The organism is Alcaligenes sp. 13f, from assembly GCF_020496585.1.
GTDB classification, from domain to species: Bacteria; Pseudomonadota; Gammaproteobacteria; order Burkholderiales; family Burkholderiaceae_B; genus Alcaligenes; species Alcaligenes phenolicus.
In genome coordinates this window covers 16,730-32,450 of the sequence record NZ_JAHKKC010000024.1, presented here as the reverse complement: position 1 = coordinate 32,450, position 15,721 = coordinate 16,730, and the positions used below count along the sequence as shown (strand labels likewise).

Annotated in this window: 11 protein-coding genes; 8 read left to right on the top strand and 3 right to left on the bottom strand. The window is 56.1% G+C overall.

The genetic code is table 11. The features are described 5' to 3' along the window. The first annotated feature begins 6 nt into the window (after positions 1-6). Positions 7-1,107: a YncE family protein gene (locus KOE80_RS16955; protein ID WP_226349561.1), complete on the top strand. Its 1,101-nt coding sequence runs from the start codon at positions 7-9 to the stop codon at positions 1,105-1,107. A gap of 141 nt (positions 1,108-1,248) precedes the next feature. Here KOE80_RS16955 and tal read toward each other — a convergent pair whose 3' ends face one another. Beyond that, positions 1,249-2,211 (bottom strand): transaldolase, encoded by a 963-nt coding sequence (gene tal, locus KOE80_RS16950; protein WP_009463071.1) that lies wholly within the window; start codon positions 2,209-2,211, stop codon positions 1,249-1,251. Positions 2,212-3,414: 1,203 nt separating this feature from the next. Here tal and ltrA point away from each other — a divergent pair. From ltrA to KOE80_RS16925, 5 genes are all read left to right on the top strand, one after another. After that, positions 3,415-5,106, top strand: a complete 1,692-nt coding sequence (gene ltrA, locus KOE80_RS16945) for a group II intron reverse transcriptase/maturase (protein ID WP_226349560.1) — start codon at positions 3,415-3,417, stop codon at positions 5,104-5,106. A gap of 184 nt (positions 5,107-5,290) precedes the next feature. Further along, a complete protein-coding gene (gene carA / locus KOE80_RS16940; RefSeq protein ID WP_413228944.1) occupies positions 5,291-6,454 on the top strand; it encodes a glutamine-hydrolyzing carbamoyl-phosphate synthase small subunit in 1,164 nt (387 codons plus the stop codon). Between the two features lie 8 nt (positions 6,455-6,462). Continuing rightward, positions 6,463-9,705: a carbamoyl-phosphate synthase large subunit gene (gene carB, locus KOE80_RS16935; protein WP_035270977.1), complete on the top strand. Its 3,243-nt coding sequence runs from the start codon at positions 6,463-6,465 to the stop codon at positions 9,703-9,705. Positions 9,706-9,846: 141 nt separating this feature from the next. After that, the gene (gene lpxO / locus KOE80_RS16930) at positions 9,847-10,743 is read left to right on the top strand and encodes a lipid A hydroxylase LpxO (protein WP_026485242.1); all 897 of its coding nucleotides are present in this window, start codon (positions 9,847-9,849) and stop codon (positions 10,741-10,743) included. A gap of 13 nt (positions 10,744-10,756) precedes the next feature. Then, entirely contained in the window at positions 10,757-11,527 is a 771-nt protein-coding gene (locus KOE80_RS16925) for an SDR family oxidoreductase (RefSeq protein WP_035270976.1), read from the top strand. A 318-nt stretch (positions 11,528-11,845) separates the two neighbouring features. Here the strand turns inward: KOE80_RS16925 and KOE80_RS16920 are convergent, their stop codons facing one another. Next, the gene (locus KOE80_RS16920; protein ID WP_226349559.1) at positions 11,846-12,484 is read right to left on the bottom strand and encodes a histidine phosphatase family protein; all 639 of its coding nucleotides are present in this window, start codon (positions 12,482-12,484) and stop codon (positions 11,846-11,848) included. Between the two features lie 319 nt (positions 12,485-12,803). On the opposite strand from KOE80_RS16920, the gene KOE80_RS16915 reads away from it, so the two are divergent. Both KOE80_RS16915 and greA read left to right on the top strand, forming a co-directional pair. Next, positions 12,804-14,129 carry a solute carrier family 23 protein gene (locus KOE80_RS16915; RefSeq protein WP_035270974.1) on the top strand — a complete coding sequence of 442 codons (1,326 nt, stop codon included), beginning with the start codon at positions 12,804-12,806 and terminating at the stop codon, positions 14,127-14,129. A gap of 407 nt (positions 14,130-14,536) precedes the next feature. Then, on the top strand, positions 14,537-15,013 hold the full coding sequence (gene greA, locus KOE80_RS16910; RefSeq protein WP_022983494.1) for a transcription elongation factor GreA: 477 nt from the start codon (positions 14,537-14,539) through the stop codon (positions 15,011-15,013). Between the two features lie 96 nt (positions 15,014-15,109). On the opposite strand, the gene KOE80_RS16905 is transcribed toward greA, so the two are convergent. Continuing rightward, a complete protein-coding gene (locus tag KOE80_RS16905; protein ID WP_026485246.1) occupies positions 15,110-15,706 on the bottom strand; it encodes a YhbY family RNA-binding protein in 597 nt (198 codons plus the stop codon). Positions 15,707-15,721 lie beyond the last annotated feature (15 nt).

Sequence of the window (15,721 nt, the reverse complement as noted above, 5' to 3'; positions counted from 1 at the left end):
AACAAAATGTTGAAACAATGTTTTCTGATGTCCGTTCTGTCGGCGGCCCTGTTGAGCGTGACCGCGTATGCTCAACCTACCCAGCCATCTGTGCAGCCCTTGAGTCCAGAGTTGGCGCAGCGCAGCTCGATCACGGCCGATGGCGCCTTGCGCAAGGAACTGGCTTACGGGATTTATCAGATGGCTTACAGCGCGTCTGAAAAGGCCCTGTATGTAGCCTCGGCAGAAATGCTTGATGGTGTACGGGGTGGGGCGCTCTACAAGCTGGACCCGCAGACTCTGGATGTGCTGGGTGTGATTCACACCGATGAAAGCAATTTTGGCTTGAGCAGCAATGCCGAGGGGAATGTGCTGTTCATGACGAACAGCCTGAACCCGGCAGTTGCGCGCGTGGAGCTGGGCGAAAAGGGAGGTCTGAAACGTACGGCCTTCAGCAATATGGGGACGGATGGTTTCAAGGTGGGGCCACGTACGGTGAAGCTGGATGAGGCCCATAAGCGTCTTTATGTAGGGGGCGTAGGCAATCCGGCGGTAATCTGGGTGCTGGACACGAGCAGCATGGAAGTGCTCAACACCATTGAGAATGCGGGCAAATGGGTGACCGGCTTGTTGTTGGACACGGATCATCGCCGTATGTACGCAGGCAATGGCGACGGTGAAGTGCTGGTGATTGATACGGACAAGAACCAGATCCAACAGCGTTGGAAACCTGCCGGGGACAAGCCGGCGATCTTGCTCAACTTTGCTCTGGACCCGAAGCGCAACCGTTTATACGCCACGGAAAACCAGCATCAGAAAACGGTTTATGTGCTGGATGCCAGCACAGGCAAGCTGCTGGAGCAACTGGACGTTGGGGACGCGCTGGATATTGTCTATAACCCCAAGCGTGACGAGCTGTATGTGTCGCACCGCCAGCAGGGCAAGGTGTCTGTGCTGGATGCGGGCAGCTATGCGAAAAAGGCGGAATACAGCTTGCTTGCTCATCCCAACAGTCTGCTGCTGGGGCCGGACGATCAACTGTATGTCACGGTGAAAGCTCCCTTCACGCCTGACCATAAGGTCAGCGCCCGCGAAAGTGTGGTGCGTATTGATCTGAGCAAGATCTGATTGCAGCCTGAAGGTTCAAAGCAAATCAGCCCGGCGCAATGCCGGGCTGATTCTTTTTGCTGCTCAAGTTGTTGATCAAGCAGCGGGCTTCTTTCAGGGCTTTGCAGGATGCAAAGCCTTTTTATATCGCAGTGCCAGTGATCAAGCCTGCTGACGCGCTTGCTGAATCAAGGAGTCCAGCTTGATGCCATCCGCGGTGAACTGACGGATGCCTTCGGCCAGCTTTTCAGTAGCCATCGCGTCCTGGTTCAAATCCGTGCGGAAAGTGATTTCATTGCTGGCACGCCATTCGGGGGCAACCGCCTTGGCGCGCGCCACATCCAGCATGGCAGGGACTTCACCCTGGGCTGCATCCAGCTGGCCCAGCAGATCCGGGCTGATGGTCAGCAGATCGCAACCGGCCAGCGCCTTGATCTGGCCGACATTGCGGAAGCTGGCACCCATGATCTCCGTGGGGATGTCATAGGTTTTGTAGTATTCGTAAATGCTGCGGACCGAGCGCACGCCGGGATCGTTCTCGCCCTGGTTGGCGCTTTCGTCCCAGTCCTGGCCAGCGGTTTTCTTGAACCAGTCGTAGATGCGACCCACAAAGGGCGAGATCAGGGTGACTTTGGCCTGGGCGCAGGCGATGGCTTGCGGCAGGCAGAACAAAAGGGTCAGGTTGCAGTTGATGCCTTCGGCTTGCAGCGTACGGGCGGCCTGAATGCCTTCCCAGGTGCTGGCCAGCTTGATCAGTACCCGTTCGCGCGGCACACCGGCCTTTTCGTAATGCTGAATGATATGGCGGGCGCGCTCGACACTGGCCAGGGTATCAAAAGACAGGCGGGCATCCACTTCGGTGGAGACGCGGCCGGGAACAATGTCCAGAATTTGTTGGCCAAAGGCAACCAGCAACAGATCGCTGGTTTCAGCCAGGCTGGCGTGAGGGTGGTCGGCGATGACACGGTCCAGCAAGGGGCGATAGGCCGCCTGCTGGACAGCCTTCAAGATCAGGGAAGGATTGGTTGTTGCATCGGTAGGGCGATACGCACGCATCGCTTCAAAATCGCCTGTGTCGGCCACTACGGTTGTGCACTGGCGCAGGGAGTCAAGCTGAGTAGTCATGTCTGTTACTAGTCCATCGCAAAGCCATCAAACCAATCAATTACTGTAGTCGATTTTCCAGGTTTTCGTGCCTGGTTTCGGTGTTATTACCGATAAACTACCGGAAAAACCCCGTTTGAGCATATAATTAGAAGGTTTGTGCGACACGTAGATGTCGCTTCTGCGTCGGTTCAACCCTTGAGAACCGAACGACCTACTCCCCCAAGGAGCAGGTTCAGGGTATTACTTCACTGCTATCAGTCAGCGCACCCCGGTGCCTGACACAAGTCAACGACCCAGCCTTGGCTGGTTTCTCAAACGACAGAAACACTTCTACGGAAGAGACTCTGCCTTACGGCGACGTTTATCAAACGCTCGTCCGTATTCTTACGCCCCCTAGACTGCCCAACAGGGTAACTAGACACTCCAAACCCGAGTAATCCATACGGCATCCTTGCGATACCGAATGGAACTCTTTGTGTGCGTAAAACTAGTTGACTTGGATAACGTGAAACCGCAGAGCGCAAGCTCTGATCTGCCTTGTTATGCCTTCTGAAAGGAAGTGCCATAACCGTGTGTACGACCACACGTAGCCTACGGTGACGTGCTCGACCAGTAATGGGCGGGTGCGAAGCTCACCAGACAACGTACCCCCGCGTAAGCGGCACTTCTGACCTGTGAGGGTCAGGGTGGACACTGCCAGCAGAAAGGCGGTTAAGGGGCCAGGCTAGTTCCGTATGGGCAATGTAATGTGAATTATCGTTGGAACCTGGGTAATGATTGAATGGCTAAATCTGCTGTTAGGCCATAACCAAAAAGGTGTGCTGCGGGCTGTAGGGGTAGACCTTCCCTACACGTCGTCACCAACGCAGTCCCAGGATAGATGAGTCCTAAACGGAGAGGCCGACTGCGATGCAAATCGTAGTTGGTCGGTAGATCAGGGAACGTGGTAAGCCCCACTATCCGCCAAGGTGTGTAAACACCTCTGGCAGGCAAACCGCAAGGTGAGCTGTTGGATGAGGGGGTATGGGAAAGTGGAAAAAGCGAATGGCCGCCTGTAATGGGTAGCATAGGGCTCTGCTCCGGTGCGAAAGCACGCCCACTTCCACTAGGTGCAACCGTCGCAAGACGACTGCAAACGTTCAAACCACCCCGAGGGGATGTACACCATCCCTTCGGGGACGTTGTGCGTCCTTTTAACGGGATAACCGGAAAGAGGAAAGCATGAGAAAGACCACTCCCCGTGGTTCTGCGTCCTCACACGAGCCGCAAGACTGGCACGCCATTGATTGGCGTCGAGTCGAGCAATTCGTGCGAACAACGCAGCAACGTATCGCGAAGGCGACACGGGATAATGATTGGCGCAGGGTCAAGGCCCTGCAACGATCTTTAACCCATTCGTTTTCCGCCAGAGCCTTGGCGGTAAGACGGGTTACTGAAAACCAAGGCAAGCGAACGGCCGGTGTCGATCGTCAGCTTTGGGAAACTCCTGCCCTGAAACGGGCGGCGATAGGCAGGTTAAGGCAGCAAAGAGGTTACAAGCCTCTTCCCTTGCGGCGGGTCTACATCCCCAAAGCGAACGGTAAAGAACGCCCCTTGGGCATTCCCACGCTGTTCGATCGGGCGATGCAGGCGTTGCATTTGCTAGGGCTTGAACCCGTGGCAGAAACCACGAGCGACCCGAACAGCTACGGCTTTCGGAAACAACGCTCAACGGCGGACGCAATGGGACAGATATTTGTCTGCACATCCAAAAGGGCTTCGGCCCAATGGGTATTGGAGGCGGATATTCAAGGCTGCTTTGACCACATTAGCCACCAATGGCTGGTTGACCACGTTCCCATGAACAAGGTTGTCCTGCGTAAGTGGTTAAAAGCCGGGGTGGTCCACAAGGGCCGCCTCTCGCCAACCGAAGAAGGGACGCCGCAAGGCGGAATCATCTCGCCCACGCTGGCGAATGTGTGTTTGAACGGGCTCGAATCAGACCTGAAAGCGTATCTTGGTACGCGATACGGAAAGACGAAAGCCGCGAAGCTGAAAGTCAATGTGGTCCGGTACGCCGACGATTTCGTGATCACCGGCAATTCGAAAGAATTGCTGGAGGCTGAAATCAGGCCGTGGGTAGAAGCCTTCCTTGCACAACGAGGACTGCGACTGTCGCCGGAAAAGACGAAGGTCACACATATAGACAAAGGCTTTGACTTTCTGGGATGGAACTTTCGCAAGTACAAAGGAAAGTTGCTCATCAAGCCTAGCAAGAAGAACGTGCAAGCGTTCTATCGCAAGGTCAGAGAGATCGTAAAAACGCACTTGATGATGAAACAGGAGGATCTCATTGCTAAGCTCAACCCCGTTATACGGGGCTGGGCGCAGTACCACCAACCGGTGGTGGCGAAAGAAACCTTCAGTCGGATGGACAATCTGATCTACTGGCGCCTCGTGCGCTGGTCGAGACGACGACATCCGAATAAGTCCCGACCCTGGTGCCATCGCCGTTATTGGCAAAGCATCGCCGGTCGGAACGAGTTTGCTGCAACGATATGGACAGAAGAAGGCTCCTTCCCGATCACCCTGTTGAAGCTCGCTGATACAGAGATCGTGAGGCACGAAAAAATCAAGGGGGAGTACAACCCGTTTGATTCATCGTGGGAGGTATATGGGGAGCAATTAAGGACAAAGCGACTGCTTAAACGCATCGCCTATCGAACCGAGACTGCAAAACTATATGTATCCCAAGCAGGGCGCTGCGCTTTGTGCGGGGAACCTCTGGACTACGAGAGCGGATGGCATGATCACCACTTGATTCGTCGGGTGGACGGTGGGTCAGACGCTCTCTCGAACCGAGTGCTTTTGCATCCGGTCTGTCACATAAGAGTGCATGCCCTTGGTTTGCAAGTAGTGAAACCGGCCCGATAAGGGCTTTGAGTCCAGACAGGAAAGGGCGATCGGATATATAATCCGAAAGTTATTTTTCTTGCTGGATATGTTGTGCTTGAGCCGGATGCGGTGAAAGTCGCAAGTCCGGTTCTTAGGGGGGAATGGTTCAGCAATGAACCGTTCCTACCCTCCAATATTAATTTCAGAATCCGGGGTTTTTAACGTGCTGCCGTCTTTATTTCCTGAGGAGTCCCGCACTATCACTAGTGCCGTCCTAGCCCTGGCGGATGGAACCCTATTCAAAGGGGTATCAATCGGTGCCGAGGGGCACTGTGTTGCTGAGATCGTTTTCAATACAGCCATGACGGGCTATCAGGAAATCCTGACAGACCCAAGCTACAGCGGTCAAATTGTTACGCTTACCTATCCGCACATCGGTAATACCGGTGTCAATCCAGAGGACTCCGAATCCACCAAAGCCCACGCTGCCGGGCTTGTCATTCGCGATTGTCCCGCCCGCCTGTCCAACTTCCGCTCCACCCAGTCTTTGCCCGACTACCTGAAAGCTCAGGGCGTTGTGGCCATCTCCGGTATCGACACCCGCAAGCTGACTCGCATTTTGCGCGAGAAAGGCTCCATGGGTGCCTGCATCCTGGTGGGTGATGATGCCGAACGTGCACTGGAACTGGCCCGCTCTTTCCCTGGCCTGAAAGGTCAGGACCTGGCCAAGGTGGTTACCACCGACAAGTCCTACAACTGGACCGAAGGTTCGTGGGAACTGGGCCAAGGTTTCTCCAAGCCCGAAGGCGACCGCTTCCACGTGGTGGCTTACGACTTTGGCGTCAAGGCCAACATCCTGCGCCTGATGGCGGACCGTGGCTGTAAGGTCACCGTCGTGCCTGCGCAAACTCCATTGGCCGATGTGCTGGCTTACGAACCTGATGGCGTGTTCCTGTCCAACGGCCCTGGCGATCCGGAGCCTTGCGATTACGCAATCGAAGCTTGCAAGGGCTTGCTGGAGCGCAAGTTGCCTGTGTTTGGTATTTGCCTGGGTCATCAGATCCTGGGTCTGACCGTAGGTGCTCAGACCTTGAAGATGAAAAATGGCCACCACGGTGCCAACCACCCTGTGCAGGAACTGGCCAGCGGCCGCGTGTTCATCACCAGCCAGAATCACGGCTTTGCGGTGGATGCCACAACCTTGCCAGCCAATGCCAAGGTCACGCACATTTCTTTGTTCGACCAGAGCCTGCAAGGCTTCGAGTTGACAGATCGCCCCGCGTTTTGCTTCCAGGGTCACCCCGAAGCCACTCCCGGCCCGCGCGATATTGCCTCGCTGTTCGACAAATTCATCAGCCTGATGGCTGCCCACCAGGCCAATAAATAAATCGCACTATGCCAAAGCGTTCAGACTTAAAAAGCATTCTTATCATTGGCGCAGGCCCGATCATCATTGGTCAGGCTTGTGAATTCGACTACTCGGGAGCCCAGGCATGTAAGGCCCTGAAGGCCGAGGGTTACCGGACTGTGCTGGTCAACAGCAACCCGGCCACCATCATGACGGACCCGGATACGGCCGACGTCACCTACATCGAGCCCATCACCTGGCAAGCTGTCGAGAAAATCATTGAAAAAGAGCGTCCCGATGCGCTCTTGCCCACCATGGGCGGCCAAACCGCGCTGAACTGCGCCCTGGATCTGGCCAAGCATGGCGTGCTGGAAAAATTCGGTGTCGAGCTGATCGGTGCCAACGCCGCTGCTATCGAAAAAGCCGAAGACCGCCTGAAATTCAAGGACGCCATGACCTCCATCGGTCTGGAGTCCGCCAAGTCCGGCGTGGCTCACAGCATGGACGAAGCCTGGGCGGTTCAAAAGCGTATCGCTGAAGAAATCGGCACCGCCGGTTTCCCCGTCGTGATTCGCCCCAGCTTCACGCTGGGCGGTACGGGCGGCGGTATTGCCTACAACCCTGAAGAATTCGAAACCATCTGCCGTCGTGGTCTGGAAGCATCGCCAACCAACGAACTGCTGATTGAAGAATCCCTGCTGGGCTGGAAAGAGTTTGAAATGGAAGTCGTGCGTGACCGCGCCGACAACTGCATTATTGTGTGCTCCATTGAAAACCTGGACCCCATGGGTGTGCACACCGGTGACTCCATCACTGTGGCCCCTGCCCAAACCCTGACCGACCGCGAATACCAGATCATGCGTAATGCATCGATCGCCGTATTGCGCGAAATCGGTGTGGATACCGGTGGTTCGAACGTTCAGTTCGCGGTGAACCCCGATAACGGCCGCATGATCGTTATCGAAATGAACCCGCGCGTGTCCCGTTCCTCGGCTCTGGCTTCCAAAGCCACGGGTTTCCCTATCGCCAAGATCGCTGCGCGTCTGGCCGTGGGTTACACCCTGGACGAGCTGCTGAACGAAATCACCGGCGGTGCGACCCCCGCTTCGTTCGAGCCCACCATCGACTACGTGGTTACCAAGGTGCCACGTTTCGCTTTCGAAAAATTCCCTCAGGCCGACTCGCGCCTGACCACCCAGATGAAGTCCGTAGGTGAAGTGATGGCTATTGGCCGCACTTTCCAGGAATCCTTCCAGAAAGCCCTGCGTGGCCTGGAAGTGGGTGTGGATGGTCTGAACCAGAAAACCACCGACCGCGAAAAACTGCAGGTCGAACTGGGCGAACCCGGCCCAGAGCGTATCTGGTACGTGGGCGATGCTTTCGCTCAAGGCCTGACCCTGGACGAAGTTCACAACCTGACCAAGATCGACCCCTGGTTCCTGGCCCAGATCAAAGAGATCGTGGACATTGAACTGGCTCTGGAGCAAAAGACGCTGGCCGATCTGGACCGCGACACCTTGTTCGGTCTGAAGCGTCGTGGTTTCTCCGACCGCCGTCTGGCTTTCCTGCTGGACACCGTGGAATCGGAAGTGCGCAAACTGCGTCACCAGTTGAACGTGCGTCCTGTCTACAAGCGTGTGGACACCTGCGCAGCTGAATTCTCCACCGATACGGCCTATATGTACTCGACCTACGAGGAAGAGTGCGAATCCAATCCTACGGACAAGAAGAAGATCATTGTTCTAGGTGGTGGTCCTAACCGTATTGGTCAGGGTATCGAGTTTGACTACTGCTGCGTGCACGCAGCTCTGGCATTGCGCGAAGATGGTTACGAAACCATCATGGTCAACTGCAACCCCGAAACCGTTTCTACCGACTACGACACCTCCGACCGTCTGTACTTCGAGCCTCTGACTCTGGAAGACGTGCTGGAAATCGTTCACATCGAAAAACCCGTGGGCACCATCGTTCAGTACGGTGGCCAGACTCCGCTGAAATTGGCACGTGCTCTGGAAGCCAACGGTGTACCTATCATCGGTACCAGCCCTGAATCCATTGACGTGGCTGAAGACCGTGAGCGCTTCCAGAAGCTGCTGACCAAGTTGGGTCTGCGTCAGCCGCCAAACCGTACGGCTCGTACCGAAGGCGAAGCCATTGCTCTGGCTGCTGAAATTGGATACCCCCTGGTGGTGCGCCCAAGCTATGTGCTGGGTGGCCGCGCCATGGAAATTGTGCACGAGCAGCAAGACCTGGAGCGCTACATGCGCGAAGCGGTCAAGGTCAGCAATGACTCGCCCGTGCTGCTGGATCACTTCCTGAACAACGCTACCGAAGTGGACGTGGACTGCCTGGCCGATGGCGAGCGCGTCTTCGTGGGCGGTGTGATGCAACACATTGAACAAGCTGGTGTTCACTCCGGTGACTCCGCTTGCAGCTTGCCTCCTTACTCGCTCAGCGACGAAACCGTAGCTGAAATCAAGCGCCAGACCGCACTCATGGCCAAGGCCTTGAACGTGAAGGGCCTGATGAACGTGCAGTTCGCCATTCAGGATGGTGATGTGTACGTGCTGGAAGTGAATCCACGTGCTTCGCGTACCGTGCCGTTCGTGTCCAAGGCTACCGGTTTGCAGCTGGCCAAGATCGCCGCTCGCGCCATGGCTGGTCAGACTCTGTCCGAGCAAGGCATTACTGAAGAAGTCACGCCGTCTTACTACAGCGTGAAAGAAGCCGTGTTCCCCTTCGTGAAGTTCCCTGGTGTGGATACCATTCTGGGACCTGAAATGAAGTCCACCGGCGAAGTCATGGGCGTGGGCACCTCGTTTGCCGAAGCCTTCGTGAAGTCGCAGATGGCTGCCAGCGTGAACCTGCCCAAGGGCGGTCTGGCCTTCATCAGCGTGCGTGCTCAGGACAAACCACAAGCGGTTGAAGTGGCTCGTGGCCTGATCTCGCTGGGCTTCAAGGTTGTGGCTACCCGCGGTACCGCCAGCGCCATCGAGCAGGCCGGTCTGGCTGTTCAAGTGGTGAACAAGGTTACCGAAGGTCGTCCGCACATTGTGGACATGATCAAGAACGGTGAAGTTTCCTTGGTCATCAATACGGTTGAAGAGCGTCGCAACGCCATCGTTGATTCGCGTACAATCCGTACACATGCGCTGGCTGCCAACCTGGCCTACTACACCACCATTGCCGGTGCTGTGGCGGCGGTTCAAGGCTTGCAGTATCTGAGCCAAGGTGAGGGCTTGAAAGTTTACGCGGTTCAAGAGCTGCACGCTCTGCTCGCGAAACACTAAGTCTTACCCGGCTGGAAAGGCGCACCTTAGTGGTGCGCCTTTTTTTGTTCTTGCATCAGACAAGACCAAGCCGTCGTATTGGGGCAGCACGCAGGCCACCGCCTGCACAGTGCAGAAGTTTTCTTCTTTGGAGATCATGTCGTGAAATGGTTCATTCTTGCCTTGTTCATCGTGTGCACGATTGTTGTGCACTTCAGGGGTCGAGTCAGGCACCGGTTTTCTCGCCAGTTGCTGGATCATTCCACCTTCACGGCTCCTCTGAACGTCTTCATGTACGGCTTTTCGGCAGTACCGAACGAGCCGTATCTGGATTTGAAACATTTTCCCGAGCTGAACAAGCTGCTGGAGCACTGCGATGAAATCCGTGCCGAGGCCGAGCAGCTATTTGGCGAAGGCCATATCAAGGCTTCGGACAAGTACAACGATGCGGGCTTTAACTCTTTCTTTAAAACCGGCTGGACGCGTTTTTACCTGAAGTGGTATGACGCCGATCATCCTTCGGCACGCGAGCTGTGCCCGGTGACGACCAATCTGCTCAAGGACATTCCGTCGATCAAGGCGGCCATGTTCACCTCTTTGCCGCCCGGTGCCCGCTTGCCGCGTCACCGCGACCCTTACGCCGGTTCCTTGCGCTTTCACATGGGGCTGATGACGCCTAATAGTCCGGATTGCTATATCGAAGTGGACGGCCAGCGTTATCACTGGCGTGACGGTGAGGCCGTGGTGTTTGATGAAACCTTTATTCACTACGCCGAGAACAAAACGGATCAGAACCGCATTATTTTGTTTGCGGACGTAGAGCGCCCCATGCGTTACCGCTGGGCTCAGGCGATCAATCACGCAGTGGGTGGTTTCTTGCTGCGCGCCGCTGCCGCTCCTAACCAGGAAGGCGACCGCACGGGTGGTATCAACCGTATTTTCGGCACGGTTTATGCTGTGCGTCGTTTCGGCAAGGCGATCAAGAAAAAGAACGAAACCCTGTACTACATCCTTAAGTGGTTGCTGGTGCTGGGCATTGCTGCCCTGATCTTCCTGTAAAAAGCAGGCAAAGATGCAAACCGTCTTTATCACGGGTGCCAGCAGCGGTCTGGGCAAAGCGCTGGCCCAGGAATACGCCGCTCAAGGTGCTTGCCTGGGTTTGCTGGGCCGGCGTCAGGAAGAACTCCAGGCGCTGGCTGAGAGCTTGCCCGGTGTGCACCGTATCTATGTGGCGGATGTACGTGACAGAGACGCCTTGCATCAAGCGGCCCAGGACTTTTTGCAGTTCACAGGGCAAAAAATTGATGTGGTCATTGCCAGTGCGGGGATCAGCGCTGGCACCTTGACGGAAGAAACCGAGGATTTTGCCGTCTTCAAAGCCATTGTGGATACAAACCTTCTGGCCATGGTGGCGACCTTCGAGCCTTTTATCGGCACCATGAAAGCGGCGGGGAAGGGAACCTTGGTGGGTATTGCCAGCGTGGCGGGTATTCGTGGTCTGCCTGGTGCAGGAGCTTATAGCAGCTCCAAGGCGGCTGTCATTGCCTACTGCGAAAGCTTGCGACTGGAGCTGTCGCTGTACGGGGTCTCTGTTGTCACCATTACGCCCGGTTATATTCGCACGGCCATGACGGCACAGAATCCTTACTCCATGCCGTTTCTGATGCCTGCTGAGGACTTTGCCCGCAAAGCCCGCAAGACCATCGAGCAGGGCGTGTCCTATCGAGTCATTCCGTGGCAGATGGGAGTTGTCTCGCGCCTGATGCGTCTTTTGCCTAATTGGCTGTATGACCGTCTGGCTCGTCAGGCGCCGCGCAAGCCACGACTGAACAAAAAAAGCTGATCATTGCCCCTGTAGCTGATTTTTGAGGCCCTTGTTGGCCTCATCGCGGTTTGAAGGGGGGGGCTGGCTATGCTTATGGCCGCAACCGCAACCGCAACCGCAACCGCAACCGCAACCGCAATAGTGCCTGTGGCTCTTCCTGGTATGGGGCCGTCGCTATCGTAAGGATAAAGCTTGCGGGCGTGGCGCTGGAGACACTGTCAGGAACTGATGAGGTGAGTCAGGCGGACAGGACTCCGCACAAGTCTCAGGCTGGTTTATCGAACGCTGCAGCTAATCCGATCTGCGGGTACCTGCCTGATCATGGCTATGTATGGCTTAGACTTGCTCGTCCAGTGCCGTATTCAGATGTGGCAACTGCCCCCACTGCGTACAGGTCCAGTTCAAGTCCGCATCAATGCTGAAGAAGTTCAGGCTGGTATTCAGAATTGCGTGAGTGCGCTTGGCATTCAGCGCCTGCTGGTTCAGCTTGCGCCAAACTATATCAATGACACCGCCATGGGCAAAGACCAGCAGGTTTTTGCCCGCATTGTCCTGCGCCAGCGCCTCAAAGCAGCTCAGAACCCGTGTTTGAAACTGACGCAGTGATTCGCCGCCCTCTACGGCGTAATCGATATCGACGGTATCGTCGGGCTGATCCGGCCCATGGCGGCCTGCCGCATCCCAGGCCTGGCCTTCCAGCTTGCCAAAGCCGCGTTCGCGCAGGCCCTGGACTTGCTGGATTTCAATATCCCAATGCTGACAGGCAATTGCCGCTGTTTCCGAGGCGCGTTGCAGATCGCTGCTGATGACGGCATCCACAGGCATGTGAAACGCCGGGGAGCTCAGGTAACTTTGCAGGGCACGGGCCTGTTCGCGGCCGGTCTCGTTCAGCTCTATATCCTGCCAGCCCTGTAAACGGCGTACGGCGTTCCAGGCGGTTTCACCATGGCGGATCAGACAAATAGACGTACTCATGCTGGCGTAATCACTCTGCTAGGGAATCGGACTGCCAAAGGCAGGCTGATTGTCTATTGTAATGGGCCAGTCAAGCACAGGCAGATAGAGGGGGTATATACCGCATATAGTGCGAGCATCGACGCCAAAAGGCAGTTTGAAACCCGTATTGGCTGGATCCATGTTGGGGTTTACCGCGTACTGCCTTATTTTCAGGTGCCTTGTTGAGTCTTTCACGTTTAAAATCATGCCTCAACGAATCAGCCAGTGCCTCAGGGAGCACTGCGCGACCGTCTGACGAATTGCGTTGTATTTCTTTATTCCTTTTCTGGAACCCTTTATGTCTCAGTCTTACTTCCCGCGTTGGCGCCGAGTGTCCGGCAGCGAACCCGGTGCGGTTGTGCAGCCCGACGAATGTCTGGCCACGCCGCAAAACATTGCCATGGGTGCGCAGCACGTGGTGGCCATGTTCGGCTCCACCATTCTGGCCCCCTTGTTGATGGGCTTTGATCCCAATCTGGCCATCTTGATGTCCGGTATTGGTACGCTGATTTTCTTTGTGTTTGTCGGTGGCCGGGTTCCCAGCTACCTGGGTTCCAGTTTTGCATTTATTGGCGGTGTGATTGCGGTTACCGGCTATGCCGGCAGCGGCCCGAATCCCAATATTGGCGTGGCCTTGGGGGCCATTATTATCTGTGGTCTGGTCTATACGCTGATCGGTGTTCTGGTCTGGGTGTTCAACGCCCGTACCCAGGGTGGGGCAGCGCGTTTGATCAACCATTGGATGCCTCCGGTTGTTACCGGCTCGATTGTGGCGGTGATTGGCCTGAACCTGGCTCCTATTGCGGCCAAGGGCGCGATGGGTAGCGGCACCTTCGATTCCATGATGGCCTTGATGACCGTGTTGTGCGTGGGTGGTATTGCGGTCTACACCCGTGGGGTGGCTCAGCGCTTGCTGATTCTGGTGGGTTTGGCTCTGGCTTGCGTGTTGTACTGGGTTTTCACCAATGTGATGGGCTACGGCACCCCAATCAACTTTGCGCCGGTTGCTGAAGCCGCCTGGCTGGGTCTGCCCAGCTTTTCTGCGCCTGTGTTCCAGGCTCATGCCATGACCGTGATTGTGCCGGTGGCCATTATTCTGGTGGCCGAGAATCTGGGTCACATCAAGGCGGTTAGCGCCATGACCGGCCAGGATCTGGACGGTTATCTGGGTCGTGCTTTCGTGGGTGATGGCGTGGCGACCATGCTGTCCGGCTCCGTAGGCGGCACTGGTGTGACGACTTACGCTGAGAATATCGGCGTGATGGCCGCTACCCGTATCTACTCGACGCTGGTGTTTGCCTTTGCTGCCGTGATCGCGATTTTCCTGGGCTTTTCGCCCAAGTTTGGTGCCGTGATCCAGTCCATTCCTGGTCCTGTACTCGGTGGCATGTCCATCGTGGTGTTTGGTTTGATCGCTATTGCCGGCGCCCGTATCTGGGTGGTGAACCAGGTGGATTTCAGCGATAACCGCAATTTGCTGGTGGCAGCCGTCACCTTGATTCTGGGGGCTGGTAACTTCTCCTTGCAGTTTGGCGTGATTCGTCTGGACGGCATTGGCTGCGCCACCTTTGGTGCCATTTTGCTGCACGCTTTGTTGCGAGGCCGTCGCCAGAATATGGTGTAGTCGGCCCAAGGCGGATCAAGACTGGCCTGGCTCTGACTAGTTTGGCCATCAGCCTGTCGCCAGTCTCGAAATAGCCTGCTCTAAACCCGTGGCCCTTGAGCTTCTGTTTTTTTACACAGGGGTTTCAGGGGCTTGCTATTTTCAGGCAGTTTGCCGACAATAGATCTCACACCCCGGTTCTTCGCGGGGTTTTTTTCTGCCGCAGAATTTCTCTGTGTCGGAAAAGCCATATTGGGGCAGCCGGCAGGTTTGGCTTGAGCAGTGTGTTTGAATGTACGCTGTAGGGTCAGCAGGACTTTCAAGTCGGCCGATTCAACCTGTTTGATTGTTTGCCCCATCATCGTTATCCCCCTATCTTCCAGGCGCTCCTGCTACGGAGCGTCTTTTACTTGTTGAGCAGGAATACTATGTCTGCGATCCCATTGACTGCGCAGGGCGCACAACGTTTGCAAGTCGAATTACACCGCCTCAAGACGGTGGAACGCCCGGATGTAATTAACGCCATCGCCGAAGCGCGAGCACAAGGCGATTTGTCCGAGAACGCCGAGTATGATGCCGCGCGCGAGCGCCAAGGCTTTATCGAGGGTCGGATTGCCGAATTGGAAGGCACTTTGTCCAATGCCCAGATTATCGAACCGGCCGCGCTGCAGGCGGATGGCCGCATCGTGTTCGGTGCTACGGTTGAAATCGAGGACCTGGAGTCCGGCAACACCGTGACTTACCAGATCGTGGGTGACGTCGAGGCCGACATCCGTGCCAACAAGATTTCCATCTCCAGCCCTGTGGCTCGTGCCCTGATTGGCAAGAGCGAAGGCGATGTGGTCGAGGTCAAGGCGCCCGCCGGTATTCGTGAATACGAAATCCTGTCGATCAGTTACGTTTGACCTTGCTTCTGACAGCAGGCTTGTCCTGCTGTTGATTCGAGCACGCAAAAGAAAGGCCCCTGCACATTGTGCGGGGGCCTTATAATTTACGGCAGTTTAGCGTTTGCCCGAACCGCCCAGTCCGCGACGAGCGCCTGCCCGCAAGGACATGGCACTGCCAGGACGGTTGGTATTGCTACGGGGCGCGGCAGCAGGTTTGACTGCCGAGAACTTTTGAACGCTGCGTGGTGCGGCCGAGGCTTTCTTCTCTTGGGTGCTGCTGCGTTCAGCTTGCATTTCAGCACGGCGAGCACGTTCCGTCTTGCGCGTACGCTGAACACCGGAAGCGGCCAGCTTTTTGGGCGTGTAAGGCTCCGAAGGCTTGCGCACCGCACGGGTAGGTTTTTCAACAGGCGCTCCCAAAACAGGGGGGCGTTCGATATTGGGTCTGTAGATAGTCAGGATTTTGCCCAGATGATGAATAGGGGCAGCATCGAGCGCATCGCAGATTTGTTCTAACATGGTCAGACGAGCCTGACGGTCATCACCGGCCACACGGATCTTGATGAGCTGGTGAGCCTGCAGGTGGACGGTGATTTCTTTGATCACGGCGTCGGTCAGGCCATTGTCTCCAATCAGGACAACTGGGCGCAGAGCGTGAGCAGCAGCACGAAGTTCGCTGCGCTCATGAGGTGTAAGGTTGAGTTTTGGCATAAAGAGATTGTACGG

Coding starts and splice junctions, on each gene's coding strand:
- KOE80_RS16955 (WP_226349561.1), top strand. CDS start 7: ATGTTGAAACAATGTTTTCTGATGTCCGTTCTGTCGGCGGCCCTGTTG.
- tal (WP_009463071.1), bottom strand. CDS start 2,211: ATGACTACTCAGCTTGACTCCCTGCGCCAGTGCACAACCGTAGTGGCC.
- ltrA (WP_226349560.1), top strand. CDS start 3,415: ATGAGAAAGACCACTCCCCGTGGTTCTGCGTCCTCACACGAGCCGCAA.
- carB (WP_035270977.1), top strand. CDS start 6,463: ATGCCAAAGCGTTCAGACTTAAAAAGCATTCTTATCATTGGCGCAGGC.
- KOE80_RS16925 (WP_035270976.1), top strand. CDS start 10,757: ATGCAAACCGTCTTTATCACGGGTGCCAGCAGCGGTCTGGGCAAAGCG.
- KOE80_RS16920 (WP_226349559.1), bottom strand. CDS start 12,484: ATGAGTACGTCTATTTGTCTGATCCGCCATGGTGAAACCGCCTGGAAC.
- KOE80_RS16915 (WP_035270974.1), top strand. CDS start 12,804: ATGTCTCAGTCTTACTTCCCGCGTTGGCGCCGAGTGTCCGGCAGCGAA.
- greA (WP_022983494.1), top strand. CDS start 14,537: ATGTCTGCGATCCCATTGACTGCGCAGGGCGCACAACGTTTGCAAGTC.
- KOE80_RS16905 (WP_026485246.1), bottom strand. CDS start 15,706: ATGCCAAAACTCAACCTTACACCTCATGAGCGCAGCGAACTTCGTGCT.